Raw genomic sequence first — 25,991 nt, forward strand, 5'->3', positions numbered from 1 at the left:
GTGACTGGACTACCCTTCCGTCACACGGGGTCCTTTGCCGTACCGCTTACCGTCCACGTCTGCCCCTTGCCGAGCAGCTTGGCGAGGTTTGCTTCCTTGCCTTCGCTTGCCTTGGCCTTTTCCTCCATCGCGGCTGCCTCGAAGGTCGGACGCGGGTCGTCGTAGAGGACGCCGAGAGCCATCGGAAATGCGCCGAAGGGCATTTCGACCAACATGTGCGCGACCGAGCGGTTGGTAACGTCGTGGACGATCACGCCTGCAGCCTCCCAGTTGCCGTCCGCCACATCGACGACCTTGAGCGTCAATGCATCGCGGTCAAGGGCGATGCCCTTGGTGCCGCCCGCGAAAAGCATCGGCTGGCCGTTTTCGAGCCAGAGCTGGCGATCCTCGGCTCCCTTGGGAGCAGCGAAATCGTCGAACACGTCCTTGTTGTAGACGATGCAGTTCTGAAAGATCTCGATAAAGGCCGCGCCCTGGTGGGCATGGGCCGCCTTGAGCACGTCGGGAAGGTTCTTCGACACATCGAAACCGCGACCGACGAAGCGCGCACCGGCGCCGAGGGCGAATGCCGCGGGACGTGCCGGGTGGTCGTAGCTGCCGAGCGGGGTCGAGGGCGAGCGCGTCCCTTCGCGACTGGTGGGCGAGTACTGACCCTTGGTCAGGCCGTAGATCTCGTTATTGAACAGCATGATCTGCATGTTCACATTGCGTCGAAGAACGTGCATCAAGTGATTGCCACCAATAGACAATCCGTCACCGTCGCCGGTTACCAGCCAGATATCCAGATCCGGATTTGCCAGCTTGGCTCCGGTCGCAAAGGCCGGTGCGCGACCATGGATGGTATGGAAGCCATAGCTCTCGACGTAATAGGGGAAGCGGCTGGAACAGCCGATGCCGCTGATGAATACCGTCTTCGCGGGATCGCAGCCAAGCTGGGGAAGCGTGCGCTGCACGGCCTTCAGGATAGCATAGTCACCGCAACCGGGGCACCAGCGGACCTCCTGGTCGGTTTCCCAGTCCTTGAGCGTGGTTTCGATTTTGACCGGAGCGTTCATTAGTCGTTCTCCGCTTTGGGACTGGGCAATTGCTGGTCATTGACGGGAACCTCGCCCCCCTCGTTCCCGGCCACGCCGTCAAAGAATTTGGCGATCGCCGCTTCCAGTTCGGCGATCTGGAATGGCTGGCCGCTCGTCTTGGTCAACGGCTGGGCATCGACCAGGTACTGGTCGCGCAGCACGGTCTTGAACTGGCCGGTGTTCATCTCGGGCACGAGCACCTTGTCGAAACCGCGCAGAAGGTCGCCGAGGTTGGCCGGTAGCGGCCAGATGTGGCGCACATGGATGTGGCTGACATCGAGTCCCCTATTGCGACAATTATCGACTGCGCGGTGGATCGGACCATAAGTCGATCCCCAGCCGACCACGGCAAGTTTGCCGGAAGTGTTGCCGAGGCAGACCTCCTGGTCGGGCACCTTCACGTGATCGACCTTGCCCTTGCGCAGGTCGGTCATGCGCTGGTGGTTGTCGGGCGAATAATCGATATTGCCGGTCAGCTCGTGCTTCTCGATGCCGCCGATGCGATGCATCAGGCCGGGCGTGCCGGGCTTAATCCACGGGCGCGCGCCCTTCGCATCGCGCTTGTAGGGAAGCAGATTGTCACCGTCGTTCTTCTCTTCGAGGAACTTCGCCGGGAACGGCGCATAGTCGGCCGGGTTCGGCACCTTCCAGGGCTCGGCCGCATTGGCGATATAGCCGTCGGTCAGCAACATGACGGGAGTCATGTATTCGACCGCAATGCGGCAGGCCTCGATCGCCACCTCGAACGCGTCGGACGGGCTGCGGGCGGCAATCACCGGCATGGGCGCATCGCCATTGCGGCCATAGACCGCCTGGTAGAGGTCGCTCTGCTCGGTCTTGGTCGGCAGGCCCGTCGAGGGGCCACCACGCTGCGAATTCACGATAACAAGCGGCAGCTCGGTCATGATCGCAAGGCCCATCGCCTCGCCCTTGAGCGCGATGCCGGGACCGGACGAGGAGGTGACGCCAAGGCTACCCGCATAGCTCGCGCCGATAGCGGCGCAGATTGCGGCAATCTCGTCTTCCGCCTGGAAGGTGGTGACGTCGAATTCCTTGAGCCGCGCCAGGTGGTGCAGGATCGCCGAAGCCGGAGTAATCGGATAGCCGCCGAAGAACATCGGCAGCTCTGCCAGCTGTGCGCCTGCCACAAGACCGAGCGAAACCGCTTCGGCACCCGTGATGGTCCGGTAAAGGCCCGGCGCGGACGGCACGGGGTCGACATGGACCTGCTTGAGCGGACCGCTCAGTTCGGCCGTTTCGCCATAGGCGTGGCCGGCATCGAGCGCGGCGATATTGGCATCGGCAATGTCGGGCTTGGTGCGGAACTTCTGGCGCAGCCACTCGTGCAAGGGCTCGCGGTCGCGATCGAACATCCACAGCGCAAGGCCGAGGGTCCACATGTTCTTGCAGCGCAGCGCGTCCTTGTTGCCGAGGCCGTAGGGCTTCACCGCCTCGATCGTCTGCGCGCTGATGTCGAAGGCAAGGACCTGCCACTTGGCAAGGCTGCCGTCCTCGAGAGGGTTGGTGTCGTACTTCGCCTTGTCGAGGTTGCGCTTGGTGAATTCGCCCGTGTCGGCGATGATCAGGCCGCCGGGCTTCAACGCCGCGAGGTTCACCTTGAGCGCCGCCGGGTTCATGGCCACCAGCACATCCGGCGCATCGCCCGCCGTGTTGATCTGGCGGCTGCCAAAGTTGATCTGGAAGGCAGAGACCCCGAACAGCGTACCCTGGGGCGCGCGGATTTCCGCCGGGAAGTCGGGGAAAGTCGCAAGATCATTGCCGGCCAGCGCCGTGGAGAGCGTGAACTGCCCGCCCGTGAGCTGCATGCCGTCACCGGAATCGCCCGCAAAGCGTACGACTACCGTCTCGGGGGTTTCGGGCAGGCCGCTATCCTGCGGCTTGGTGGCGGCTGTTGCCATCCGGTATATCCTTGTCTTGCGCCGTCGGGTGCGGCGCCCGTCTCTTCGGGGTGCGGCAGGTAGGCCCCACCCCCCTCTCTCGCAATCAAGTTTTTCTCTGCTAGCGAGAAAATCGAGCGTGGAAAAGCACCGCCGACACGCTAAGTCCCGAAAAGCAACGCAAAGCCGGGGAGAGAATGCATGGCTGACACCGAACCCTATGTCCGCGAGGATGTGCGCGCCTTCCTTGCGCTTCTCGAGGCAGCCGGTGGCCCGCCGTTGGACGAGGTTTCCCTGGAAGAGGCCCGCGCCGGTTATCAGGCGCTCCACGACATGGCCGATGCGCCCGCACGCGACCTTGCCGTAATCCGCGACCTGTCATGCCCCGGACCTGCCGGCGACATTGCGCTGCGCCTCTATGACTCGCGCGAAAGCCGCGGCCCCGGACCGGTGATCTGCTTCTATCACGGTGGTGGTTTCGTCATCGGCGACCTCAACACCCACCACAACCTGTGCACCGAAATCGCCCATCAGATGGACCTGCCCGTGGTGGCGGTCGACTATCGCTGCGCGCCCGAGGCACCCTTTCCTGCGGCGATCGAAGATTGCGTCGCCGCGACCCGCTGGGTCGCCGGATCGCCTACAGAACTGGGGCGCCCGGCGACCGGACTGGTCCCGATCGGCGACAGCGCCGGGGGCAATGCAGCGATTGTCGTCACCCAGGCGCTGATGCGCGAGGCGGCAGCGGTTCCGGTAATCCTTCAGGTCCCGATCTTCCCGCTCGCCAGCGACTGGGCGAAGTCGCAAAGCGTCGTCGACTTCGCCGAGGGTTTCGTCCTGACCAGAGCTGGGATGGAGTTTTTCGAAGCGAACTATAAGCCCGACAAGGACGACTGGCGGGCCATGCCTATCCTCGGGGACCATGCGGGCACCCCGCCTGCCGTGCTGGTGACCGCCAGCCTCGACCCGATCCGCGACTCAGGTCGCGATTACGGCGCAGCGCTCAGCAATGCGGGCATCGATCACGTGTTCATCGAGGTCAAAGGCGGCACGCACAGCTTCAGCAACCTGCGCCAGGCCGTACCGAGCTATCAGAAGGATCTCGATTACGTCTTTGCCGCGATGAAAATGATGCTTGCGAGGCACGGATGAGCATACCGACCGCCTACCGCCCCTGCGTCGGCGTGATGCTGGTGAATTCCGCTGGCCTCGTGTTCGTCGGTCGCCGCATCGACAACAAGGAAGGCGACTGGTGGCAAATGCCGCAGGGCGGCGTCGATCCGGGAGAGGACCTGCGTGATGCGGCCATGCGCGAGCTGGCCGAGGAGACGGGCGCGCGCGCCGAACACGTCAGCATCATCCAGCAGACCGAGGAAGCCATCCGCTACGACCTGCCCGAAGAACTCATCGGCAAATTGTGGGGCGGCAAGTATCGCGGGCAGGAGCAGGTCTGGTTCCTCGCCCGCTTTACCGGCGAGGACCATCATATCGATCTCGAAGCGCATGATCCGCCAGAGTTCTGCGACTGGAAATGGGTCGAACCGGACCAGCTTCCCGAGCTGATCGTGCCGTTCAAGAAGCGCGTCTATCGCACCGTGGTCGAAGCGTTCCGCGAACTGGTCTGAACGATCAGTTCGTCTGCGGCGACTTCGTTTCCGGCAGGACCGCTTCGGCGGTCTTGACCTTGGCAGGCGGGCCGGCAGCGATGCGTGCTGTCAGTGCAGTCGTTTCCGCGCAGCCCTTGCCGCACAAGGATTCGAGCTTGGCGAGGTTGGCGCGCGCCTTGTCCATCGCACCGCGTTCGACCAACGCCTCGCCCTCGCCTGCCATGGCAGCGAAATTGCGCGGCTCGCGGGTCAGCGCCTCGCGGTAGTAGCGGATCGCCTTGCCCTGCAGGCCATCGGCACGAGCCGCCTCGGCAAGGCGCAGCAGCAGCGGTGTATATCCCGGATCCATTGCCAGCGCCGCTTCGTAGCTGTCGATCGCGCCTTGGACATCACCAGCGGCGAGCGCGGCCTTGCCCTTGGCGATCAGAGCGGCGGCGCGCGGCTCCGGCGCGCGTTCCGCTCCGCTGCTAACGCTCGCAGTCATGGCGAGAGCCAGCGAAAGGGCGGCGGCAACGGGGGCAAAACGCATGATTTTCTCCAGCGGGGAATGCAGTCCAGAGGCAGGCATATCGGCCATGGCTTAGAGGGCTATCATGCCCTTCCTGCACAAGCGATGAAAAAACCGTCGGTATCGTCGGCTTTCGGCGTGAGGCGAATTCCCTGCCCCCGCGGTGCCCCGAGCGGAAGACTGGTGGCGTGTGGGGCAAAATCGGGGCTGCGCGAGAGGAAGGCATCGAACTGCCCCGCCCCTTCGGCGTCGAGCAGCGAGCAGGTGACGTAGACCAGACGCCCCCCGGGACGCACGAGGCGCGCAGCGATGTCGAGCAGGCGCGCCTGGATGTCGACCAGTCGGGCGAGTTCCTTCTCGTCGAGCCGCCAACGCGCCTCCGGGTTGCGGCGCCAGGTGCCGGTCCCCGAACATGGCGCATCGACGAGCACGGCATCGGCCTTGCCTTCGAGGTCGGCCAGCGCATCGAGTTCCTTGCCCGGATCAAGCAGGCGCGTCTCGATATTCGTCGCCCCCGCCCGTTCGGCGCGCGGCATGAGCCGCGACAGGCGCGAACGGTCCGTGTCCGAGGCGATGACGCGCCCGAGATTGTCCATCGCCGCTGACAGCGCGAGCGTCTTGCCCCCGCCGCCGGCACACACGTCGATCACGGTCTCGCCGGGCTGGGCGGCGACAGCCTCACAGGCAAGCTGCGATCCGGTGTCCTGCACCTCGATCTTGCCCTCGCGGAATTCCTCCCACTGCTCGACCGGAGTGCCTGACGGAAGTCTCAGACCGTTCGGCGCGGCGGTTGTTTCCGCCGCAACCGGAAGCTGGATCGTGGCACGCTGGGCCTTGAGGGTATTGACGCGCAAATCGAGCGGCGCCCTGCCCAGCATTGCCTCTGCATCTACGCCCTCGATGCCCGAGACGGCGAGTTCCTTTGCGAGCCAATCCGGGGCGGTTCCTCCGGCAGCGGCTTCTTCACTCTCTTCGATGACCTTGGGGCCATAGTTGGAGCCGTCGAACAGCGGCAGGATTGATCCGTCCACTTGAGCCAGTCGCAGCATTGCGGCGCGCCCCGATTCCGGAACCGGCCCGCAAGCGCGAATGGCGGCGAAAACGAGGTCGCGGATCGCGCGGCGGTCTTTGGACCCCGCGAAGCGGTTGGATTTGAACCAGTCGGCAAGGATGCGGTCGGCAGGTGCGCCCTTGGCACGCGCCGAGGCGATCACCTTGTCGAGTAGTTCGATGGCGGTCTGGACCCGCGCGGCGGGAGTCATGACCTAGCGCGTCGGATAGTTGGGCGCTTCCCGCGTGATCGACACGTCGTGGACATGGCTCTCGGCAAGGCCGGCATTGGTGATGCGGACGAACTTGCCGCGCGTCTTGAGGTCGGCGATCGTCGCGCTTCCGGTGTAGCCCATGGCCGCCTTGATGCCGCCTACGAGCTGGTGGATCACTGCCGCTGCCGGGCCCTTGTAGGGCACCTGCCCCTCGATACCTTCGGGGACCAGCTTCTGCTGGCTGACGTCGGCCTGGAAGTATCGGTCGGCGCTGCCACGCGCCATGGCGCCCACGCTGCCCATCCCGCGATAGCTCTTGTAGCTGCGGCCCTGGTAGATGAAGGTCTCGCCCGGTGCTTCCTCGGTCCCTGCCAGCATCGACCCGACCATGATCGTCGAGGCACCTGCCGCAAGAGCCTTCGCGGCATCGCCACTGGTGCGCAGGCCACCATCGCCGATGACGGGAACGCCCGACTTCTCGGCTTCCTCGGCGCAATCCATGATCGCGGTCAGTTGCGGCACGCCAACGCCTGCGACGACGCGTGTGGTGCAGATCGAACCCGGGCCGATGCCGACCTTCACCGCATCGGCACCTGCGCCGATGAGCGCCTTGGTGGCTTCGGCGGTGGCTACGTTACCCGCGATGACCTGGACCGAGTTCGACAGCGCCTTGACCCGTTCGACTGCGTGCGCGACGTCCTTGTTGTGACCATGCGCGGTGTCGATGACGACCACGTCCACGCCTGCATCGATCAGCGCTTCGGTACGTTCGAAACCCTTGTCGCCTACGGTCGTCGCAGCGGCAACGCGAAGGCGACCCTGCGCATCCTTGGTTGCCTCGGGATAGGCGACTGCCTTCTCGATGTCCTTGACGGTGATGAGGCCGACGCAGTTCTGCGCCCCGTCGACCACCAGCAGCTTTTCGATCCGCCGCGCGTGGAGGAGACGACGGGCCTCTTCCTGGCTCGTACCCAGCGGCACGGTGGCAAGATTCTCGGTGGTCATCAATTCCTTGACCGGCTGGCGCGGATTCTCGGCAAAGCGGACATCGCGGTTGGTGAGGATGCCGCAGAGCTTGCCCGAGGCATCGGTTACCGGAATCCCGCTGATGCGGTTCGCGGCCATGATTTCCTGCGCTTCGCCAAGGGTCGCATCGGGGTGGATGGTGATGGGATTGACCACCATGCCGCTCTCGTAACGCTTCACCGCGCGCACGGCCGCGGCCTGGTCGGCCACTTCGAAATTGCGATGGAGCACGCCGATACCGCCAAGCTGCGCCATGGCGATCGCCATGTCGGCTTCGGTGACGGTGTCCATCGCCGAGGAAATGACCGGGATATTGAGCGAAATCTCGCGCGTCAGCCGCGTGGCGGTGTTGGCCATGGAAGGCAGGATATCGCTTTCGGCCGGCACGAGCAGGACGTCGTCGAAAGTAAGGCCGAGGGGGATATCGAGATTTGCCACAATAAGGTTCCTGCCGGGAGATTCGTGGCGGCCCATGTAACGACGGTTTGTGACGGGCGCTAGGGGGTCAGGCTCTACCCCCTTTCCTCCCGTTGCCCTTCGACCACAGCAGGAATATCAGGAGGCACGGGATCGCGTCTGTTCCACAACCTTCAACGCGAGGTGCCTGATGACGACGCATGCCCTTCCGCAGCTCAGTTCCCGCTGCCTGACCGATGCCGGCCTGGAGACCGATATCATCTTCAACCGGGGTATCGACCTTCCTTATTTCGCCTCGGTGACCCTGCTCCAGAGCGAAGAGGGGCGCGCGGCGCTCACCGACTATTATCGCGGTTTCCTGGACCTCGCGGCGAGCAAGAAAGTCGGCTTCATCCTCGAAAGCGCCACCTGGCGCGCAAGCTCGGACTGGGCGGAGCCGCTGGGATTGACCGAGGACGAACTGGCGCGGCTCGTCAGCGAGGCCATCACGCTGATGGCGCGACTGAAGAACGAGTACGAAGGTCTTATCCCGGTCCTCGTCCTCAGCGGCTGCGTCGGCCCGCGCGGGGACGGTTACGACCCCGGCGCCGTAATGGAGGCAAGCGAAGCGAGGGATTACCATGCGAGCCAGATCGGCACGATGAAGCGCGCCGGCTGCGAAATGATCGCCGCCATTACCATGACGAACGTGCCGGAAGCGGCCGGCGTGGTCATGGCCGCACGCGATGCCGGGCTTCCGGTTGCGATCAGCTTCACCGTCGAGACCGACGGCCGACTACCGACCGGCCAGCCGCTGGCCGATGCGATTGCAGAAGTGGATGCCGCGACAGATGGCTATGCCGCCTACTACATGGTCAACTGCGCCCATCCCGACCATTTCCTTGCCGCTGTGGGAGAAGCATCGGCGAACGTCGGCGAGCGCATCAGAGGTGTGCGCGCCAATGCTTCGCGTTGCAGCCATGCCGAACTCGACGCGATGACCGAACTCGACCGCGGGGACCCTCAGGAACTCGCAAACCTCCACCGCGACCTCATCGCGCGCCATCCGTCGATAAACGTACTCGGCGGATGCTGCGGCACCGATCTCGAACACGTCACCGCGATCGCGGAAGCGTGCCTGACCGGCTAGCCAAGGTCACTCCGCCGTCCAGCCACCGTCGATGCTCCAGTTGGCACCGTTCACGTTCTGCATTTCGTCACGACAGAGGAAGACCGCCAGCGCGCCGATTTCGGCGGGCTGGACGAACTTCTTCGTCGCCTGCTTGACCAGCAGGACGTCGTTGATGACCTGCTCGCGCGTCATATTGCGCGCTTTCATCGTGTCGGGGATCTGGTTTTCGACCAGCGGGGTCCAGACGTAGCCGGGGCTGATGCAGTTGGCGGTAATGCCGAACTCGGCAAGCTCGAGGCCGATGGTCTTGGTGAAGCCGTCGAGCCCGTGCTTGGCCGCGTTGTAGGCGCTCTTGAACGGGCTCGCGACCTTGGAATGGGCGCTCGCCGTGTTGATGATCCGCCCCCAGCCCTTGCGCTTCATGGCCGGCACCGCGAGGCGCGTGGTGTGGAATGCGGCGGTCAGATTGAGGGCGATGATCGTGTCCCACTTGGCGACGGGGAATTCCTCAACCGGTGCGACGTGCTGCATCCCGGCGTTGTTGACGAGGATGTCGATATCGCCCGCCTCGGCCATCATCGCTTCGACCTGGGCAACGTCGGTGAGGTCGGCGCCGGAATGGGTTGCACCCAGTTCCTCGCACAATTTCGCAATCTCGCCCGCATGGCCGAAACCGTTGAGCACGACTTCGGCACCTTCGGCGCGCAGGGCCCGCGCCGTCGCCAGGCCAATGCCCGATGTCGAACCGGTTACGAGAGCGCGTTTTCCTTCGAGAAACATTTGGACCTCCGAGCGTTGTCTTGGCATGCGTTGGCCCGATAAAGGGCAAGAAACAAGCCCAGACCAAGGGGGAAGCAGATGAGGCTCAATCCGTTCGACACCGGAAATATCAATGTCCGCTCGAGCGGCGGAGGCGGCGTAGGCAAGGCAGGCGGCCTCGGTTGCGGCACGATAGTCATAGCCGCGCTGGGCTATTTCATCTTCGGCCTCGATCCTTTCCAGACTGCCGCCGTGGTCGACCAGGTTGGCCAGCAGACGCAGCAGGCTGGGCCCGCCAACACCGACGAGCAGGCGATCTGTACCAGCAGCGAATACGCCACCGAGGCCTGCAACGCGCTCGATTCGCTCAACCGGACCTGGGCGCAGGCCTTCCAGCAGCAGGGCTTCGGCAACCAGTTCAAGCAGCCAGCGCTCGACCTTTATGGCGGCGGCGGCGTCCGCACGGCATGCGGTGCAGGCAGTTCCTCGATGGGGCCGTTCTACTGCCCGGGCGACGAGACGATCTACATCGACACTGCCTTTTACGACACGCTCGAGCGCCAACTGGGTGCTGGTGGCGATTTCGCCCGCTACTATGTGATCGCGCATGAATACGGTCACCACGTGCAGAAGATTACCGGCATTGCCGGGCAGATCCAGAGTGCGCAGCAACAGAACCCGCGGATGGCCAACCAGCTGCAGGTGCGAATGGAGTTGCAGGCCGATTGCTATGCCGGCGTCTGGGCGGGCAAGAACCGCAATCTCATCGAGCCCGGGGACATCGAAGAGGGTATGACCGCCGCTGCCGCCATCGGCGATGATCGCCTGACCGGCGGACGCGTCTCGAGCGAGAATTTCACCCACGGCACCAGCGCCCAGCGCAGCCAGGCTCTGCGCCTTGGCCTGCAGGGTGACGACAAGGCCTGCGACGCGATCACCAACGTCGGCTGAGTTTCAGCTCGAGAAAACCAAAAGCGGCCGCCGGAAGCACCGGCGGCCGCTCTCGTTTTGCGCGCAGGGGATTGATCAGCGCGACTGGCGGGCGATTTCCTCGTCCAGCGCGCGCAAGGCTTCGGCGCGCTCTTCCCGCGAAAGGTTGCGATCGCTTTCGATAGCCTTGCGGGCCGACTTCATCGCCTTGAGCGCAACGCGGTCGGCATTGGCTTCGCAGACAAAGATCGTTTCGCGACCCTGCCTGTCCTTGCCGGTGGTCACGATGTTCTCCTTGTCCTTGCATGCAATCTTGACCTGGGGAGCATGCGAACCGGCTTCCGCAGAGGCAGCGCGGGCTTCGGCCATGGCCATGCGGATTTCGCGATGCATCTCGCCATTCTCGCCAAGCTCGCGGCGCATTTCGGCCATGGCTTCGCGAAGTTCGGCCTGCATTTCGGCGCGTTCTTCGGCGGTCATCCTTTCGTTTTCCGCGCGAATGATCCGGCGTTCGACAAGGCGGTCGCCCTTTTCACCCTTCTCGCCCTTGTCCCAATCGGAATTGCGGCGGACGATGACGCGGCGTTCCACCCGACCGTTCTCATCGCGCGTTTCGGTCACCTCGCGATCGATGTCGGCAAGTTCGCGGTCCAGATCCGCCAGCTCGCGGTCGAGATCCGCCATGTCGCGCTCGAAATCGGGCGCATCAGGCGCGTCGGGAGCATCGGGTGCTGCCGGCGGTTCGGGAGGAAGCGGTGCGGCAGGAGCCTCGGGCGGCGTCGGCGGCTCGGGCTCGGCAGCCGTGGCGTAACAGATGGATGCGGTCATCGGCAGCGCGAAAAGCGCGGCAGCGATGCCGGCGCGACCGGCAATGCGGCGGCGCCTCGAAACGTCGGTCATGGACAGATTCCTCAGTCGTTGAATGATGGATTTGTCCCCCAAAACCGGACAGGCCATCGGTGCCGCGAGCGCAGGTCGCGGAGCGGCCTGCGGGCGACGGGCAAAATCGGCGATTACGCTGGCATAGGCGGCGCGTTCCTCGTGCGGGCGGCTCGCCACGACGCGGGCATCGCAGGCTGCTTCCTGGTCGCGACGCAGCGCGGTCCAGCCCATCCAGCCAAGCGGATTGAACCAGTGCAGCGCAAAAAGCGGCTGCACGAGGATATTGGCAAGCAGGTCACGACCGCGGTGGTGTTCGAGTTCGTGAGCAATGGCGAGGTCACGCGCCTGGCGGTTGCGCGAGGTCATGAAGCCGACCGGGAGCGCGACCACCTTGTCGAGCACGCCGAACGCGAGCGGTCCCGAGATGGCCGGTGTCTCGACCAGCCGGATATTCCCGGACTCGCCCACAGGGACCGCATCGTCGAGCAATTCGCGACGAAGCTCTCCATAAAGCCAGAACCGGCGCACTAGGAAGATAACGGCGCCCACCAGCCACAACAGCACGAGCGGCGTGGTGAAGTCGGTCGGATCGGGCAACGTGTGCATCGTGCCTTCGGGAAGCGTGGCTACCGACGCCAGCGTGTATCCCCCCGTCTCGGCGACAGGCGTCATGGTGGCGTCGGAAATGACCGCATCGGCCGTAACCTGGGGCGCCATCCATGCCGGCAGGGTAACCGGCGGAAACAGCAGCCTCACGGCAGGTAGTGCCCACAGCGAATAGGCTGCACCCGGCCCGAGGTGGCGCGCAACAGGACGCCGCAGCAGGAGCACGAAGGCAATAAGGCCCCCGGTCCACAACAAGGTGTCGAGCAGGAACCAGTCGAAGTATTCCCTCAGCACTTCGGTCATTTGCGCATCTCCCTCAGGAGAGCCTCGATTTCCTCGAGGTCCCTCTCGCTCAACGCTTCGTTCTCTGCGAGCTGGGCGAAGAGCGGTGCTGCGCGGCCGCCGAAGAGGCGATCGACCAGTCGCAGCGATTCACCACCGACATAGTCGGCGCGTTCGATGAGCGGGCTGTAGAGGAACTTGCGTCCCAGGGGTTCGGTGCCGACCGCCTCCTTTGCAACGAGGCGGCTCAGCAGCGTCTTGACGGTGGGCATCGACCAGTCACGCTCGGCACAGATCTTGTCGCAGACGTCCGCGGCAGTGAGCGGGCTCTTCTCCCACAGCACTTCCATCACCGCGTACTCGGCGTCGCTGATCCTCTCTCCGGGCGCTTCCTTGCGCTTCGCCATCACTCTACTCCCTCAGGCGCGGTTCTTCGACTACGCCTGTAAGCGTAACGACTACGAATGTAAACCTGAAGCGTGGATTAATGAACCGTCCAACAGCTTGCTTGTCGACCAACGACGTTTCAGGATGGACCGATGACTTGGATCGCACGCGCTCTCGCCGTTCTTGCCCTCTTCGCCACCCCGCTCGCTGCCCAGGACTCGGGGGCGCCTCCGGAACCGAGGACTGATCGCGTGATCCTCTCGACCACCGCCGGCGACATCACTGTTGCTATCGAAACCGAACGTGCACCGATCACCGCTGCCAATTTCCTGCGCTATGTCGACGAGAAGCGTTTCGACGGCATCGTCTTCTACCGCGCGATGCGGCTTGACTGGGACGAGCAGCCTAACGGCCTGATCCAGGCGGGGACGCAATACGATCCCGACCGTACTCTTGAACCCATCGCGCACGAGCCGACGAGCCAGACCGGCGTGCTGCACAAGCGCGGGACGTTGTCGATGGCGCGCTATGCACCCGGATCTGCGACGGGTGATTTTTCCATCCTGCTACGGGCCTTGCCGAGCATGGATGCCGATCCCGACAACGCCGATCCTGACCGACAGGCAGGCTTCGCCGCTTTCGGACACGTCGTCGAGGGGATGGACGTGGTCGAGGCGATCCATGCCATGCCGACCGACCCGGACAAGGGTGACGGCTGGATGAAGGGCCAGATGCTGGCCGAACCCGTGAAGATCGTTACCGCGCGGCGTGTTGATGCCGACTAGGCCGGCGTGGCCCCCCGCTTCACGACGAACCATGCGGGGACGGTGCAAAGCGCAATAGCTGCCGTTACCAGCAAGAGCGTCTCGCCCGAGGAAGCGATCAGCAATATCGAGAAAGCAGTCGCGAGCACTGCCGTGACTATCGCAGTGGCGCGGATCGTGCGCGATGCTCCCTTGGTGAAACGGACCAGTGCGATCGCGGCGTAAACGTAGGTCACTAGAGTGAAGACGACGACCGCGTTGATGAGCGTTTCGAACTGCTCGGCCAACGACGGAGCAGCGGTAGCAAAGACAGCGATGGTCATCACAACGGCCATGACCACCAGTGCCCGAACCGGGATGCCCCTCGCATCCGGCTTTGCCAGCCAGCGCGGGAGAAAGCCTGCCGAAGCGGACCACAGCGTGGTCTCGCCCGTCACGAAGATCCACCCGCCGCAAGTGCCTGAAGCCTTCATGATCGCGCAGATGGCTACGAGACCCGCTGCCGCTGCCCCCAGGATACGCTCGACGGCAAGCGCGAAAGGCGCTGACGATGCAGAGAGCTCCGCGGCAGGGACCAGCCCGAAGATCGCGGTCGACGCGAACATGTAGATTAGCGCTGCCAACCCCACCCCGCCCATCGTCGCCAGCGGTACATTTCGTGCAGGGTTCTCGACCGTGCGTGCGACCATCGCGGCGCACTCGACACCCACAAATGCCCAGAAAACCGACAGCAGCGAACCGTAGACCGCCGAGCCACCGCTCTCGCCCGACACGTTCCATGATGCGGCAAACAAGTCCGGATCAAACCACAGCCAGCCGAGGGTTCCTGCGGCCAGCAGCGGGATGAGACCGATGCCGAGCGTCAGGATATGCATCTTGCCGATCGCTCGCGGCCCCATGATCGATACCAGCGTGAGCAGCCAGATGACCGCCGAAGTCGTCACCGCCGTCCAAGTCGGGCTGGCGATGACCGGGAAGAAGACGCTGAGGTATCCCGTCACCGCGAGCGCGATGGCAATGTTGGCGAGCCAGCAACCAATCCAGTAGAGGATCGTGCTCTGGAAACCCCAGTACGGCCCCATGCCCGCACGGATCATGTCGGCCAGGCCATCCTCGCTCGGGCGAACGACCATGATGAGGGCAAATACCCCGCCCAGCACCAGCGCCCCCAGGGCAGCGATGATCCAGCCGAACAGGCTGATGCTGCCGATGGCGCCAAGTGTCGCCGGTAACAGGTAGATGCCCGACCCTATCAGGTTGCCCGCCACCAACAATGTGGCGAGGCCGAGTCCCATGCGGCGTGAAACCGTGACGTCCCCGCTCAAACGCTTGGCCGATCTGTCATGGTAATCCTCCCCCGTCGCGGACGATGCGTCAGGGCGTCCGTCATGCCAAGCGAAAAGCTAACATTCCTCGGCGGTATTCTTCGGGATCGGACCCTTCGGAACGCGGAGTTCGCTGAGGTAGAACGGATCGGACCTGAGCTTGTGGTTCGTACCGTATGCGTCCGCCAACGCAGCATAGAGCTGCGGATCGTAGGCCGCGAGGTCCTCGTGCCCAAGGATGCGACGCCCGTCGAATGCCTGAAGCTTGTTCGAATCGAACCAGAACTGGGTTCCCTCGGCCCAGTATTCCTGCAGCGTCGTCGTGGTGTATTCGTTGAGCCAAAGGCCGGACTTGAGGGCATTGGCGTAGGCTGCTTCCACTCGGGCGTAGAGGGCCGGATCAACCGCCTCGATCGCGAAGAGGACGTTGTGCCCCATCTCGTGGACGAAGATCGTTTCGCCGTAGTAGCGGCTGACCGGGAGGCCGAGCACGTCCTCTTCCGATCCGACCGTCCGCTCGCCGCCGATACCGCGCGCACGGTTGTCCCAGTACTGGCGGTCGCTCAGCGCGCCGATGCGGGCATCGTAGTGCTTCAGCTCGCAGCGTGTCAGCCTGGGATCATCCTTGGCAGGTTTCTTCCACGCCGCGTTCTCGGGCAGGTCGAGGAGCGCCTCGTCCACCGCGATAATGGCGACGCGATAGTCGTTCCTCGCAAGCCATTTCGCCAGTTCGGGCCGGTGCGAAAACATCGATCTCACCATGTCGCGCGCGGCCAGTAGCGCCTCGTCGCGCACCTTTGCCGAAGAACGAATGGGAATGCCGCGCGCGGTAACCTCCTTGGCATAGAAGGCTGGCACTGCGTCCGCCGTGGCGGGGCGACCTACCTGCGCCGAGCACCCTGCGGCCAGCACGGCAAGAGCAAGGAGGGGCAAGCGGGTTTTCATCGGCACGACCCGTAATGGGCCCGGCCATGCGCAGCAAACACTTGTTCGCGCGCGCTTTTGCCGAAACCGCGATTTTGTGTTCTGATGCCGCCATGGAACAGCCGCTCGAAAGCATCATTCGCCGCTTCGCCGATGCCGTCGCTTCGCCCGATCCGCAGGCCAGCGCCGAGCGCGTCATGGCAGAGATCGTACGCGACCCTGCAGTCGTCGCGGCAGCAGCCCGAAGGTCCGATTGCCGCGAACTTCGCGACCTGGTGATCCACAAGGACGAGCGACTGACGGTCCTTGCCGGGGCAATCCCGGCGGGGTTCTCGACTTCTCCGCACAATCACAGCCTGTGGTCGGTGGTTGGCGTGGCGGCAGGCAGGGAAGACAATACCTTCTTCGAGAGGGACGAGGAGACGGGTCTCAGGAAGGTTCGCGAAGTTTCGGTCGTGGCGCCGGGCGTCCTCGCCAACACCGTCGATGCCATCCACGCGATCGCCAACCCGCTCGACGAACCGCTGGTGGCGATTCACGTCTATGGCGGGAACCTGCTCGAGGTGGACCGCAGTTCCTGGGACCCGCAAACGCTGGAGGAAATCCCGTTCCAGTGGGACAGGATGACCGACGGCTAGTCCTCGGGACGACAATAGACGTCTTCGGCCAGCCTGCTCATCATGATTGCCGCACGCTGCGCCTGGCGGGTGAAGGTCGTCAGGTCGACGGTCTCGCCCGGCGCGTGGCTGCCCGAACCGGAGGGCCCGAAGCCAATCAGCCCGTCGACATGGGACGCGACGAAGTTGACGTCCCCTGCCCCGCGCTTGGCCGGCGGCAGGATCGGCATTTCGGGCAATCCCATGTCGGCATTGATTGCGTTCAGCCGGTCGAGGAGAGCGCGGTTGCCATCGGTCGGGCCCATCGGCGGATAGCGGAAATCGAACTCGATCGTGGCGCCCGTACCGGGAAGATGATCGGCCACGATCGCCTGCATCTTCGCAACCACGCGGTCGGTCTGTTCGGGTGTCAGCGTGCGCAGATCGCCATTGGCAACGGCAACCGGGGCAATGATGTTCGACTTCCCGTTCGCCCGGGCAGCGGAATTGTTGTCGGTCACCGAAGCGCGCGCACCGCCCGCTATCAGCCCGACGTTGTAGGTCAGGTCCTCCTCGCGCAATTCGCGACGGAAGGTGTCGAGGATGCGCGCCAGTTCGTAGATCGCACCGAAACCTGCACCGTCCGTGAAGATCTGGCTGGAATGTCCTTCCTTGCCCGTCGCGGTGACCGTCCAGCTGTTCGAAGAGCGGCGGGCGATCGAACCCATGTCGACGCCGTCCTCGATGTTGAGGCTCTCGAAATCGAGTGCGACGTCGGCCTCCTTTGCTGCCGCCACGAGGTCCGCCCGCGCCGTCGCAATGGGGTTGCCGGCGCTCTCTTCGTCACCGGTCATGGCGACCACGATATTGGCATCGTCGAGGGTGCCCGCCGCCTTCATCGCACGCAGCGCCGCGAGGATGACGACGATACCGCCCTTGTCGTCCTCGACCCCGGGGCCGGTGAGGATATTGCCCTCACGCGTTACCGACTGAAACGGCGAGTCCTGCTCGAACACGGTGTCGAGATGCGCGATCAGCAGCATCCGTGTCGTGCCCGCCTTGCCCTTGTGCCGTGCGAAAAGGTGCCCTGCCCGACCTGCTGCCGACTGGTCGATCCATTCGGTGGTGAAGCCCAACGCCTCGAATTCGGGTGCAACCATTTCGGCGACCTGCCTCACGCCATCGAAGTTGAGCGTGCCGCTGTTGACCGAGGCAATCCGGGTCAGGAACTCGGCGTCACGCTCGAACCCGCCCTCGACGGTGGTCATCATGACCTGCTCGGGCGCGGAAAGTTCTGCTGCAGCGGGAGAGGCGATGCCGGCAAGAAGGGCCAGCGCGGGTATGGGAAAACGCATGGCAGGAGTTGGCCGCGAACCTCCCAGCGAGTCAATGCGATTGGCACGTCACCCCGGGTAATCTGCCTCGATCTCGTCAGCCAGCCGGTCGGCTTCGGCGCTGAGTTGCTTCGTCAGGAAAACCTGCCGGTTGGCATAGAACCAGTAATTCTCGATCGCTGCGCGCAATGCGGGTCGTTGCCGCACGACTTGCGCGACCTTCTCGAAACTGGAGCCATCCACCGCCGAAATGCCCTCTGCCTGCATCGCATCGAGCATCCGCAAACGGTTCTCCGCAAGCGACTGTTCGAACGTCAGCAGTTGGTCGACCAGGGCATAATATTTCTGGATCTCGCTCAGCCGCTCCTGGTCCTGGACGACGTTGACGCCGTCATTGTTGATCAGCGCCTCGTAGGCAAAGCGGTTGCCGTCGTAGAAGCTGAGGATGAAGGCCTCGATGCCTACGCGGTATTCAGACTTCGGGTCGAACGGGGCGACCTGCTCGACCTGAATCGAAAAGCGCGAGGACGGAAATTCCTTCGGCGGGTTCCAGTCGCCTGCGAGCCTCAGGAGGTGATCGAGCGAAGCCATCCGTGACGAGGCGGTGCGGACATTCTCGTCCATCTCCTCGACATCGTCACGCAAATCGCGGGCGACGTTACGCATGAGGGTCTTCTCGTGCGCGCGGGAGACCCTGTCCTCGTTCCACTGGGTGAGCTGGAAGCCCATGAACACGCCGACGACCACGAGCACGAACTCGATGGCCGCAGCGGTCCAGTCCTGCGCACGAAGATGACGCGCCAGGCGCTGTAGGAACAGCGCTGGCGACTTGCGGGTCAATACACCCGCTTCTTCGGCTTGATGTACTCGATGTCGTCGGTGAGCGTGTATTCGTGCACCGGACGGTAGTCGATCCTGACGCCGCCGCCGTTTCCGCCCCAGCCTTCAAACCAGGCGATGGTGTGCTTCATCCAGTTCTTGTCGTCGCGATCCGGGAAGTCCTCGTGCGCGTGGGCGCCGCGGCTTTCCTTGCGGTTCTCGGCCGACGCCATGGTCACATTGGCCTGCGCCATGAGGTTGTCGAGTTCGAGCGTCTCGATAAGGTCGCTGTTCCAGATCAGCGAGCGGTCGGTGACGTTGATGTCCTGCATCCGCTTGTTGACCGACTGGAGCGCCTCGACGCCTTCGGACAGCAGCTTGCTGTCGCGGAACACGGCAGCGTGGCGGGTCATCGCCTTCTGCATCTCGGCGCGCACCTGCGCCGTGGGCGAGCCGCCCGCGGCATGGCGGAAGTGGTCGAGACGGGTCAGCGCGAGATCGGCGCTGTCGGCCGGAAGCTCGTCATGGCTGGTGCCCGGGGTGATGATTTCCTTGAGGCGGTGGCCGGTCGCGCGGCCGAACACCACGAGGTCGATCAGCGAGTTCGAGCCGAGGCGGTTCGCGCCATGGACCGACACGCAGGCCGCCTCGCCCACTGCGAACAGGCCGGGGACGGTCTTTTCGGGATCCTTGGGATCGCCCGCCATCACCTCGCCGTGGAAGTTACAGGGGATGCCGCCCATGTTGTAGTGGACGGTCGGCGTCACCGGCAGCGGCTGGCGCGTCAGGTCGACACCGGCGAAGATCTTGCCGCTCTCGGTAATGCCCGGGAGGCGTTCGGCGAGAATCTTGGGGTCGATGTGGTCGAGGTGAAGGTAGATGTGGTCCTTTTCAGGGCCCACACCGCGGCCTTCGCGCATTTCCAGCGCCATAGAGCGCGAGACGACGTCGCGCGACGCGAGGTCCTTGGCGCTCGGGGCATAGCGTTCCATGAAACGCTCGCCTTCGGAGTTGGTGAGGTAGCCGCCCTCGCCGCGCGCGCCTTCGGTGATGAGCACGCCCGCGCCGTAAATGCCGGTCGGGTGGAACTGGACGAACTCCATGTCCTGCAGCGGGAGCCCTGCGCGCAGCACCATGCCGCCACCGTCACCGGTGCAGGTGTGCGCCGAAGTCGCGGTGAAGTAGCACCGGCCATAGCCGCCGGTCGCCAGCACCACCGCCTTCGAACGGAAGCGGTGGATGGTGCCGTCGTCGAGGCACATTGCGATGACGCCGACGCATTCCTTGCCGCCCGGACCGTCCTTCATGATCAGGTCGAGCGCGAAATACTCGATGAAGAAGTCCGCATCGTACTTCAGGCTCTGCTGGTAGAGCGCGTGGAGCATGGCGTGGCCGGTACGGTCGGCCGCAGCGCAGGTGCGCTGGACCGGCGGGCCTTCACCCATGTTCTGCATGTGGCCGCCGAACGGACGCTGGTAGATCGTCCCGTCCTCGTTACGGCTGAACGGCACACCGGCATGCTCGAGCTCGTAGACCGCCTGCGGGGCTTCACGGACCATGTATTCGATCGCGTCCTGGTCACCGAGCCAGTCGGAACCCTTGACGGTATCGTACATGTGCCACGACCAGTGGTCGGGCGAGTTGTTGCCGAGCGAGGCAGCGATGCCGCCCTGTGCGGCGACGGTGTGCGAACGGGTCGGGAAAACCTTGGTGATGCAGGCCGTCTTCAGCCCTGCCTCTGCCGAACCCATGGTGGCACGCAGGCCCGAACCGCCGGCGCCGACAACCACCGTGTCATAGGTGTGGTCGATGATCGGATAGGCGCGACCGCCGATTTCGAAAGTGTCGTTCCGGGCCATCAGGCGGCTCCTCCAAGGGCGAGGCGCGCGATGGACACGATGCCGAAGGCAGCGCCGCCGATGGTTGCAAGGTTGAGAAGGGCAAGCACGCCGAACTTGCTGCCGGCGTCATGGACATAATCCTCGATCAGCACCTGCAGGCCGAGGCGCGCGTGCCAGAAGACCGAGATCACCAGCAGCGCCAGCGCGGTCGCGGGCAGCGTCTGCGAGGCCCAGCCGCTCACGGTGCCGAACGAATAGTCGGGCAGCATGGCGAGGCTGACTGCTAGAAAGAGCATCAGCACGAGGTTGCCGATGGCGGTGAAGCGCTGGACCAGCCAGTGATGCGCGCCTTCGTGCGCCGAGCCCAGCCCGCGTACGCGTCCGATGGAGGTTCCGTTACCCATGTTCGCGGCTCACTTGAGAAGCACGACCGCCCAGAAGGCGGCGGTGAGGAGGATGCCGATGGCCGGTGCGAGCATCGACCACATCTTGTTCGTGTCGAGTTCGTAACCGGCACCGATGTCGAGGACGAAGTGGCGAAGGCCCGTCATCATGTGACTGAAGAATGCCCACGACAGGCCGACCAGCACGATCATGCCGAGCGGTGATCCCATGGCGGCCTGGAAGGTCGCATAGGTTTCCGCCCCGCCGGCCATTGCGCCGAGCCACCACAGCAGCACGCCGAGGCCGACGAAGGCCATCCCGTCTCCGGTGATGCGGTGAAGGATCGAGGCCGCCATGTGCGGGCCCCATTTCCAGATTTGCAGATGCGGTGCGATCGGCCGGTTCGCCATATATCTCGTCCGTTGCGTTGATTTGGTGGCCTTCCCTTAGCGAAGTGCGCGCGCCGTGCAAGGCAGGCGGCCTCGACAAAGGCTGCAAATTTTCGAATAGCATGATGCATGACATGCATCCTTCTCACCGGCTCCTCGCGCGGCATAGGCGCAGCAGCCAGACAATGCCTCGAGGCGCGCGGCGCAAAAGTCATCGGACAGGCTACCCGTAGCGATTCGGTGGACACCGTCCCCGCCGACTTTTCGGACCCCGGCGCACCGCAGGAATTGTGGGAAGCGGCCCTTGCCCGCGCCGGCGGCGAAATCGATGTGCTGGTGAACAACGCCGGCATGTTCGTCGCCAGCCCGCTCGATGCCTCGGACATCGAATGGCTCGACGCATGGGAGGACACCATGCGTATCAACCTCACTGCGGCGGCGCAGCTGAGCCGCTTCGCCGTTCGCCACTGGCAGGAACGCGGCGTCGGTGGACGAATCGTCCATGTCGCCAGCCGCGCCGGGCACCGCGGCGATTCTCCCGCGCACTGGCACTATGCGGCGAGCAAGGGCGGGATGCTGGCGATGCACAAGACCATCGCGCGGCAATATGCCGGTGAGGGCATTCTCAGCTTCGCAATCACGCCGGGATTCACCGATACGGCGATGGCCGGCGACTATCTCGCCAGCCGCGGGGGCGCGGGCCTGCTCGCCGACATCCCGCTCGGCCGTGTGGCGACACCGGAGGAAATCGGCAAGCTCGTCGAATTCTGCGCACTGGATGCCCCGCCATCGCTGACAGGCGCGACGCTGGATGCCAATGGAGCAAGCTATGTACGCTAGGCTCCTGCCACTTGTGGCCCTTGCCGCCTGCACGACCGCTCCGGCCACTGCACCGGCCGACGCCGGAAGCGGGTTCGCGACCGCTGTCGAGAATGCGAAAATGCCCCAGCGCATCCTCGCCGGAAACGGTGCGCAAGCCTTTGCCGAGACCTGCGAGGACTGGGACGAGTGGGACAAGCCCGCCCCTCCCTTCCAGATCCTTGGCGGCACATGGTATGTCGGGACTTGCGGCATCTCGTCGATCCTTATCGCGGACCCTGCCGGGCACATCCTGATCGACAGCGGCACCGAAAAGGGGGCTGCGCATGTCCTCGAAAACATCCGCAAGATCGGCGTCGACCCGCACGACATCCGCTACATCCTGATGAGCCATGAACATTTCGACCATGTCGGCGGTCACAGCGCGCTCGTCAGCGCGACCGGGGCAAAGGTCGTTGCCAGTGCCGCCGCGCTGGAGACATTCCGCACCGGCTTGCCTTCGGCAGAAGACCCGCAGGCCGATGCCGGCCATCCGGCCATGGGCTCCGTCAATGTCGACCGCGTGGTGGCTGACGGCGAAGTGGTCGCTCTGACGACCGATCCGCTGACCTCGCAGAACAGGCTCACCGCCCACGCAACACCCGGTCACACGCCGGGCGCGCTGAGCTGGACCTGGACCGCCTGTGCCCTCCCCGACGAGCCGCCGGTGTGCCGCCGAATAGCCTATGTCGACAGCCTGTCCGCGGTGTCGGCTGACGATTATCGCTTTACCGATCACCCCGACCTTGTCGCGACCTTCCGCCGCAGCTTCGCCAAGGTTGCCGCCCTGCCCTGCGACGAACTTTTCACCCCGCACCCTTCGGGCAGCCAGATGCTCGACCGGATCAAGGCCGGCGGGTTCGGCGGCTACGGCCAGTGCGAGGCATATGCCCGCCAGCAGGAAGCGGCACTCGACAAGCGTCTCGCCAAGGAAAACGCCGGTGGCTGACACCTGGAAGATCGTCGGAGAATGCTCGAAGGACGAGGCGCGTCACGCGCTGGTCGCTTACGAGGAAATACCCGACTGGCCCGAGGACTGGGTCGTCACCGGCATGGAAGTTGCCGACGACCGGCCCGAGGAATGGACGCTGGAGGTCTATCTCGACCGCAAGCCGACCCTTGCCGACCTGCGGCGAGTGGGGAAGCTGTTCGAAGGCAAGGCCCCTCCGCTCTTCGCCGAGCAGCTGCCCGACACCGACTGGGTGACCGAAAGCCAGAAGAACGTCGAGCCGATCTACGCCGGGCGCTTCCATGTCCGCACGCGGGACCATGCGCCTGACGTGCGTGCGGTCGATTTCGTCATCCCCGCTAGCCAGGCCTTCGGGACCGGCCAGCACAATACCACGGCCGGCTGCCTCGCCATGCTCGACCTGATGAAGCGCGAGGGCGTGGCTGCGCGCAATATCGCCGACATCGGGACCGGCACCGGCCTGCTCGCCTTTGCCGCGATGCACCTGTGGCCGGGAGCCAGGGCAACCGCTTCGGACATCGATGCCGTTTGCGCAGGCGTGGTAGAGGAGAATGCGGGCCTGAACGGCGTAGCGTTGGGTGCGAATGCTGGCGAGCTGACCATGGTCATCGCCGACGGCATGGACGATCCCCTGCTCAAGGTGCGAGGCCCCTACGACCTGTTCATCGCCAACATCCTCGCCGGGCCGCTGGTCGAGCTGGCGCAGGAGTTTTCCGAAGCGGTGCCACCCGGCGGCAACCTCCTTCTCGCCGGATTGCTGGAAACGCAGGAAGCCCGGGTACGCAGCGCTTATCGCCAGCGCGGTTTCCGCCTCGCGCGGCGCCTCGTCAACGGCGACTGGTCGATCCTGTGGCTGCGCAAGAGCCGCGTTCGGTGAAGCGGATCCTGCGCTGGTGCGCATGGGCCGTGTTCGCGCTGTTCGTGGTGGTCGCGCTGTTCCTGCTGTCGGCCTGGATCGGCAGCTCCGTCCCGCGCAACGGCGACTGGTCGCAGCCCGCCAAGGGCGTCGACATCATGATCGAGACCAACGGCATCCACACCGGGATCGTCATGCCGGTGGTCACGCCGGAAAAGGACTGGAGCACCGACTTTCCCGCGACCGACATCCCGGCAGCGGATCGCCCGTACACGCACATCTCGGTGAGCTGGGGCGAGCGCAAGGTCTTCCTCGATACACCGACCTGGGCCGACCTCAGCCCCGTGACTGCCATCGGCGCAGCAATCGGCGGCGACGGATTGCTGCATGTCGCGCATTACGTCCGTCCGGCGCCCGACAGCGACGTACGCGTGCTGCGGATATCGCACGCGCAATATGCCCGTCTTGTACGCAGTATCGAAAGGCAGGTCCTTCCCCGCGACAGGAGGCCGCCGCTGCGTGGCTATGACGTCTACGACGTATTCTACGACGCGCCCGGCACCTATCACCTGGGCAACACGTGCAACCAGTGGACCAGCGACACGCTGGCATCGGCTGGGATCAGGACGGGGCTGTGGACCCCGTTCCCCGGCGGGGTCATGAAGTGGGTGCCGCAGCCGGGCGCCTAGGCGAGCCTGGCATCTGCCGCTGCTTCTCCCGGCAGCGGCTTGCCCACATCGAGAAAGGCCCGCACCCGCTCGCTGAACATCAGGTTCGCCTTGGGATAGTGCTGGCGATGAATGTTCATCAGCCGGTCGAGGTTGTCCTGCCCGAGCGATGAGCGGAACTCCGGCATCAGCGCACTCTTGCCGAAATGCGGGCGCGTTGCCGGTTCGTATTGCAGCACTAGTCGTTGCAGCCGCTCCAGCCAGGCATAGTCGCGCGGATCGGCGAAGAGGTCGATCGCCGCCATCGGCTCGCGATGGTTTGCGGCGAACTTCACATCCGAAGTCCCGGTTATCTCGCGCACGCTGATGATGCCCTTGAGGAAGAAGCCCAGATCGCGCAGGTCGTCGGCCTCGCGCATGATGAACTTCACCACTGCCGGCCCCTTCTCCAGCGGCACGAAGAAAGCGAGATTATAGCCGGTGTAGGTGGTGGAGAACATGCCGTGGAGGATGTCGGGCGCGCGTTCGCTCGCAAGCCCCGGCTTGGGATCGTAGAGATAGTCGAGGTCGCGCGGATCGGTCTGGATCTGCGTGTGCTGCTTCACATTCAGCCGGTCGAGGACCCGCTGCATCGGGCGACGGAGCATCGGCAGGAAGCGGTCGAGCGTCTGGTAATTCCCGATTACCCAGCGTGCGATGGGTGCGAAGATGCCACCGCCGCTCTTCTTCTCCGGCACCCGCTGTGCAACCGCACAATGCGCCAGTGCGTGAAGCATCATCATGGGGTCCTCGGGGTCCGAATAGGGCAGGACGCACCAGTTCGATGCGATGGTGCCCTGCTGCAATTCGCGCAGTTTCGACAGCCGGTTGATGTGACTGTTCGAAATGAATGCCTCGGTCGGGACGGTTTCGATCTCGATCTCGATGATCGGGGCAATGGTGCCGAACGACAGCGCGACATAGGGGAAGTCGGCGTCACCGCGTTGAAGCCGCACGCGCTGGCCATTTCCGTCGAGGAAGGTCAGCGCATGGATCGCATCGGCCATCACCGCGCGCTCGCCGAAACCGTGGGTCCCGGTCATCAGCGCACCCACCACTGTCTGTGCCATGAAGTTGCCCGAGTTGAGCAGGCGGCGGTCGTGGGTGAGCAGGAATTCCTTGCATGTCCTGACCGAAATCGAGGCCCCGACCGTGGCGATGCCGGTCGCGGGATCATAGGAGAGGTTCTTGAACCCCCCTTCGGGCATCATCATCGCATTGATGCCGGGGACGATCTGGACGCCGTTGTAGGAATGCGACTGGCCGACGCAGGAAAAACAGCCCTTGGCGATGTCCGCCGCAAGCTTGGTCTCGTCATTCGGGATCAGTGCTTCCGCTTCGCCGCGAAAGACGTGGATCCAGGAAAAGATGCGGCGCTTGCCTTCGCGACCAACTGCCTGTGCAATTTCGCGTTTTTCCCGCCGTTCGCGGAAAAACCTTCGCATGATGCACCTCCCCCAAGTGCGACCC

26 protein-coding genes are annotated in these 25,991 nt (G+C 64.4%); 10 read left to right on the forward strand and 16 right to left on the reverse strand.

Going from position 1 to position 25,991, the window contains the following annotated elements; translation table 11 throughout:
- Positions 1-20 precede the first annotated feature (20 nt).
- Positions 21-1,055 carry a 2-oxoacid:ferredoxin oxidoreductase subunit beta gene (locus tag IRL76_RS06510; protein WP_200983969.1) on the reverse strand — a complete coding sequence of 345 codons (1,035 nt, stop codon included), beginning with the start codon at positions 1,053-1,055 and terminating at the stop codon, positions 21-23.
- Positions 1,055-2,995 carry a 2-oxoacid:acceptor oxidoreductase subunit alpha gene (locus tag IRL76_RS06515; protein WP_200983970.1) on the reverse strand — a complete coding sequence of 647 codons (1,941 nt, stop codon included), beginning with the start codon at positions 2,993-2,995 and terminating at the stop codon, positions 1,055-1,057. Before IRL76_RS06515 ends, IRL76_RS06510 begins: the two co-directional genes overlap by 1 nt.
- Before the next feature lie 180 nt (positions 2,996-3,175).
- On the opposite strand from IRL76_RS06515, the gene IRL76_RS06520 reads away from it, so the two are divergent.
- Both IRL76_RS06520 and IRL76_RS06525 read left to right on the forward strand, forming a co-directional pair.
- The gene (locus IRL76_RS06520; RefSeq protein WP_200983971.1) at positions 3,176-4,126 is read left to right on the forward strand and encodes an alpha/beta hydrolase; all 951 of its coding nucleotides are present in this window, start codon (positions 3,176-3,178) and stop codon (positions 4,124-4,126) included.
- Positions 4,123-4,599 carry an RNA pyrophosphohydrolase gene (locus IRL76_RS06525; RefSeq protein WP_200983972.1) on the forward strand — a complete coding sequence of 159 codons (477 nt, stop codon included), beginning with the start codon at positions 4,123-4,125 and terminating at the stop codon, positions 4,597-4,599. Before IRL76_RS06520 ends, IRL76_RS06525 begins: the two co-directional genes overlap by 4 nt.
- Before the next feature lie 4 nt (positions 4,600-4,603).
- Here the strand turns inward: IRL76_RS06525 and IRL76_RS06530 are convergent, their stop codons facing one another.
- The 3 genes from IRL76_RS06530 to guaB form a co-directional block, all read right to left on the reverse strand.
- Complete coding sequence (locus IRL76_RS06530) at positions 4,604-5,110, reverse strand: tetratricopeptide repeat protein (protein ID WP_200983973.1); 507 nt, start codon at positions 5,108-5,110, stop codon at positions 4,604-4,606.
- 62 nt (positions 5,111-5,172) lie between these two features.
- Positions 5,173-6,351 (reverse strand): RsmB/NOP family class I SAM-dependent RNA methyltransferase, encoded by a 1,179-nt coding sequence (locus IRL76_RS06535; protein ID WP_200983974.1) that lies wholly within the window; start codon positions 6,349-6,351, stop codon positions 5,173-5,175.
- A gap of 3 nt (positions 6,352-6,354) precedes the next feature.
- Entirely contained in the window at positions 6,355-7,854 is a 1,500-nt protein-coding gene (gene guaB, locus IRL76_RS06540) for an IMP dehydrogenase (RefSeq protein WP_200983975.1), read from the reverse strand.
- A gap of 133 nt (positions 7,855-7,987) precedes the next feature.
- Here guaB and IRL76_RS06545 point away from each other — a divergent pair, with 133 nt between their 5' ends.
- Positions 7,988-8,926: a homocysteine S-methyltransferase family protein gene (locus tag IRL76_RS06545; protein ID WP_200983976.1), complete on the forward strand. Its 939-nt coding sequence runs from the start codon at positions 7,988-7,990 to the stop codon at positions 8,924-8,926.
- Between the two features lie 6 nt (positions 8,927-8,932).
- Here the strand turns inward: IRL76_RS06545 and IRL76_RS06550 are convergent, their stop codons facing one another.
- The gene (locus IRL76_RS06550; RefSeq protein WP_200983977.1) at positions 8,933-9,688 is read right to left on the reverse strand and encodes a 3-hydroxybutyrate dehydrogenase; all 756 of its coding nucleotides are present in this window, start codon (positions 9,686-9,688) and stop codon (positions 8,933-8,935) included.
- A 78-nt stretch (positions 9,689-9,766) separates the two neighbouring features.
- Between IRL76_RS06550 and ypfJ the strand changes: the two genes are divergently transcribed.
- The gene (ypfJ, locus tag IRL76_RS06555; protein ID WP_200983978.1) at positions 9,767-10,618 is read left to right on the forward strand and encodes a KPN_02809 family neutral zinc metallopeptidase; all 852 of its coding nucleotides are present in this window, start codon (positions 9,767-9,769) and stop codon (positions 10,616-10,618) included.
- Positions 10,619-10,693: 75 nt separating this feature from the next.
- Here the strand turns inward: ypfJ and IRL76_RS06560 are convergent, their stop codons facing one another.
- Entirely contained in the window at positions 10,694-12,388 is a 1,695-nt protein-coding gene (locus IRL76_RS06560; RefSeq protein ID WP_200983979.1) for a M56 family metallopeptidase, read from the reverse strand.
- Complete coding sequence (locus IRL76_RS06565) at positions 12,385-12,774, reverse strand: BlaI/MecI/CopY family transcriptional regulator (RefSeq protein ID WP_200983980.1); 390 nt, start codon at positions 12,772-12,774, stop codon at positions 12,385-12,387. The genes IRL76_RS06560 and IRL76_RS06565 overlap by 4 nt, the downstream gene beginning before the upstream one ends.
- A 132-nt stretch (positions 12,775-12,906) precedes the next feature.
- Between IRL76_RS06565 and IRL76_RS06570 the strand changes: the two genes are divergently transcribed.
- A complete protein-coding gene (locus tag IRL76_RS06570) occupies positions 12,907-13,539 on the forward strand; it encodes a peptidylprolyl isomerase (protein WP_200983981.1) in 633 nt (210 codons plus the stop codon).
- On the opposite strand, the gene IRL76_RS06575 is transcribed toward IRL76_RS06570, so the two are convergent.
- Positions 13,536-14,813, reverse strand: a complete 1,278-nt coding sequence (locus IRL76_RS06575) for an amino acid permease (protein WP_200983982.1) — start codon at positions 14,811-14,813, stop codon at positions 13,536-13,538. The genes IRL76_RS06570 and IRL76_RS06575 overlap by 4 nt on opposite strands.
- Positions 14,814-14,921: 108 nt before the next feature.
- Positions 14,922-15,788: a glycoside hydrolase gene (locus IRL76_RS06580; protein WP_246450038.1), complete on the reverse strand. Its 867-nt coding sequence runs from the start codon at positions 15,786-15,788 to the stop codon at positions 14,922-14,924.
- A 92-nt stretch (positions 15,789-15,880) separates the two neighbouring features.
- Between IRL76_RS06580 and IRL76_RS06585 the strand changes: the two genes are divergently transcribed.
- Positions 15,881-16,405, forward strand: coding sequence for a cysteine dioxygenase (locus tag IRL76_RS06585; RefSeq protein WP_200983983.1), 525 nt, complete (start codon positions 15,881-15,883; stop codon positions 16,403-16,405).
- On the opposite strand, the gene IRL76_RS06590 is transcribed toward IRL76_RS06585, so the two are convergent.
- From IRL76_RS06590 to sdhC, 5 genes are read right to left on the reverse strand one after another with little or no spacing between them, the layout of a single operon-like run.
- Positions 16,402-17,718 (reverse strand): M20/M25/M40 family metallo-hydrolase, encoded by a 1,317-nt coding sequence (locus IRL76_RS06590; protein WP_200983984.1) that lies wholly within the window; start codon positions 17,716-17,718, stop codon positions 16,402-16,404. The genes IRL76_RS06585 and IRL76_RS06590 overlap by 4 nt on opposite strands.
- A 48-nt stretch (positions 17,719-17,766) precedes the next feature.
- Entirely contained in the window at positions 17,767-18,537 is a 771-nt protein-coding gene (locus tag IRL76_RS06595; protein WP_200983985.1) for a hypothetical protein, read from the reverse strand.
- The gene (gene sdhA / locus IRL76_RS06600; protein WP_200983986.1) at positions 18,534-20,375 is read right to left on the reverse strand and encodes a succinate dehydrogenase flavoprotein subunit; all 1,842 of its coding nucleotides are present in this window, start codon (positions 20,373-20,375) and stop codon (positions 18,534-18,536) included. The genes IRL76_RS06595 and sdhA overlap by 4 nt, the downstream gene beginning before the upstream one ends.
- Positions 20,375-20,761, reverse strand: coding sequence for a succinate dehydrogenase, hydrophobic membrane anchor protein (gene sdhD, locus IRL76_RS06605; RefSeq protein ID WP_200983987.1), 387 nt, complete (start codon positions 20,759-20,761; stop codon positions 20,375-20,377). Before sdhD ends, sdhA begins: the two co-directional genes overlap by 1 nt.
- Before the next feature lie 9 nt (positions 20,762-20,770).
- Entirely contained in the window at positions 20,771-21,151 is a 381-nt protein-coding gene (sdhC, locus tag IRL76_RS06610; RefSeq protein WP_200983988.1) for a succinate dehydrogenase, cytochrome b556 subunit, read from the reverse strand.
- Between the two features lie 108 nt (positions 21,152-21,259).
- On the opposite strand from sdhC, the gene IRL76_RS06615 reads away from it, so the two are divergent.
- From IRL76_RS06615 to IRL76_RS06630, 4 genes are read left to right on the forward strand one after another with little or no spacing between them, the layout of a single operon-like run.
- Positions 21,260-21,970: an SDR family NAD(P)-dependent oxidoreductase gene (locus tag IRL76_RS06615; RefSeq protein WP_200983989.1), complete on the forward strand. Its 711-nt coding sequence runs from the start codon at positions 21,260-21,262 to the stop codon at positions 21,968-21,970.
- Positions 21,960-22,937 carry a subclass B3 metallo-beta-lactamase gene (gene bla / locus IRL76_RS06620; protein WP_200983990.1) on the forward strand — a complete coding sequence of 326 codons (978 nt, stop codon included), beginning with the start codon at positions 21,960-21,962 and terminating at the stop codon, positions 22,935-22,937. Before IRL76_RS06615 ends, bla begins: the two co-directional genes overlap by 11 nt.
- Entirely contained in the window at positions 22,930-23,835 is a 906-nt protein-coding gene (locus tag IRL76_RS06625; RefSeq protein WP_246450040.1) for a 50S ribosomal protein L11 methyltransferase, read from the forward strand. Before bla ends, IRL76_RS06625 begins: the two co-directional genes overlap by 8 nt.
- Positions 23,808-24,503 (forward strand): TIGR02117 family protein, encoded by a 696-nt coding sequence (locus IRL76_RS06630; protein ID WP_246450041.1) that lies wholly within the window; start codon positions 23,808-23,810, stop codon positions 24,501-24,503. The genes IRL76_RS06625 and IRL76_RS06630 overlap by 28 nt, the downstream gene beginning before the upstream one ends.
- Here the strand turns inward: IRL76_RS06630 and IRL76_RS06635 are convergent.
- A complete protein-coding gene (locus IRL76_RS06635; protein ID WP_200983992.1) occupies positions 24,500-25,966 on the reverse strand; it encodes an FAD-binding protein in 1,467 nt (488 codons plus the stop codon). The genes IRL76_RS06630 and IRL76_RS06635 overlap by 4 nt on opposite strands.
- Positions 25,967-25,991 lie beyond the last annotated feature (25 nt).

This window comes from Qipengyuania soli, assembly GCF_015529805.1.
GTDB classification, from domain to species: Bacteria; Pseudomonadota; Alphaproteobacteria; order Sphingomonadales; family Sphingomonadaceae; genus Qipengyuania; species Qipengyuania soli.

Bases quoted from the DNA above. Each gene is read 5' to 3' on its own strand.
- IRL76_RS06510 (WP_200983969.1), bottom strand. From the start codon at position 1,055: ATGAACGCTCCGGTCAAAATCGAAACCACGCTCAAGGACTGGGAAACC.
- IRL76_RS06515 (WP_200983970.1), bottom strand. From the start codon at position 2,995: ATGGCAACAGCCGCCACCAAGCCGCAGGATAGCGGCCTGCCCGAAACC.
- IRL76_RS06520 (WP_200983971.1), top strand. From the start codon at position 3,176: ATGGCTGACACCGAACCCTATGTCCGCGAGGATGTGCGCGCCTTCCTT.
- IRL76_RS06525 (WP_200983972.1), top strand. From the start codon at position 4,123: ATGAGCATACCGACCGCCTACCGCCCCTGCGTCGGCGTGATGCTGGTG.
- IRL76_RS06530 (WP_200983973.1), bottom strand. From the start codon at position 5,110: ATGCGTTTTGCCCCCGTTGCCGCCGCCCTTTCGCTGGCTCTCGCCATG.
- IRL76_RS06535 (WP_200983974.1), bottom strand. From the start codon at position 6,351: ATGACTCCCGCCGCGCGGGTCCAGACCGCCATCGAACTACTCGACAAG.
- guaB (WP_200983975.1), bottom strand. From the start codon at position 7,854: ATGGGCCGCCACGAATCTCCCGGCAGGAACCTTATTGTGGCAAATCTC.
- IRL76_RS06545 (WP_200983976.1), top strand. From the start codon at position 7,988: ATGACGACGCATGCCCTTCCGCAGCTCAGTTCCCGCTGCCTGACCGAT.
- IRL76_RS06550 (WP_200983977.1), bottom strand. From the start codon at position 9,688: ATGTTTCTCGAAGGAAAACGCGCTCTCGTAACCGGTTCGACATCGGGC.
- ypfJ (WP_200983978.1), top strand. From the start codon at position 9,767: ATGAGGCTCAATCCGTTCGACACCGGAAATATCAATGTCCGCTCGAGC.
- IRL76_RS06560 (WP_200983979.1), bottom strand. From the start codon at position 12,388: ATGACCGAAGTGCTGAGGGAATACTTCGACTGGTTCCTGCTCGACACC.
- IRL76_RS06565 (WP_200983980.1), bottom strand. From the start codon at position 12,774: ATGGCGAAGCGCAAGGAAGCGCCCGGAGAGAGGATCAGCGACGCCGAG.
- IRL76_RS06570 (WP_200983981.1), top strand. From the start codon at position 12,907: ATGACTTGGATCGCACGCGCTCTCGCCGTTCTTGCCCTCTTCGCCACC.
- IRL76_RS06575 (WP_200983982.1), bottom strand. From the start codon at position 14,813: ATGGGACTCGGCCTCGCCACATTGTTGGTGGCGGGCAACCTGATAGGG.
- IRL76_RS06580 (WP_246450038.1), bottom strand. From the start codon at position 15,788: ATGAAAACCCGCTTGCCCCTCCTTGCTCTTGCCGTGCTGGCCGCAGGG.
- IRL76_RS06585 (WP_200983983.1), top strand. From the start codon at position 15,881: ATGGAACAGCCGCTCGAAAGCATCATTCGCCGCTTCGCCGATGCCGTC.
- IRL76_RS06590 (WP_200983984.1), bottom strand. From the start codon at position 17,718: ATGCGTTTTCCCATACCCGCGCTGGCCCTTCTTGCCGGCATCGCCTCT.
- sdhA (WP_200983986.1), bottom strand. From the start codon at position 20,375: ATGGCCCGGAACGACACTTTCGAAATCGGCGGTCGCGCCTATCCGATC.
- sdhD (WP_200983987.1), bottom strand. From the start codon at position 20,761: ATGGGTAACGGAACCTCCATCGGACGCGTACGCGGGCTGGGCTCGGCG.
- sdhC (WP_200983988.1), bottom strand. From the start codon at position 21,151: ATGGCGAACCGGCCGATCGCACCGCATCTGCAAATCTGGAAATGGGGC.
- IRL76_RS06615 (WP_200983989.1), top strand. From the start codon at position 21,260: ATGACATGCATCCTTCTCACCGGCTCCTCGCGCGGCATAGGCGCAGCA.
- bla (WP_200983990.1), top strand. From the start codon at position 21,960: ATGTACGCTAGGCTCCTGCCACTTGTGGCCCTTGCCGCCTGCACGACC.
- IRL76_RS06635 (WP_200983992.1), bottom strand. From the start codon at position 25,966: ATGCGAAGGTTTTTCCGCGAACGGCGGGAAAAACGCGAAATTGCACAG.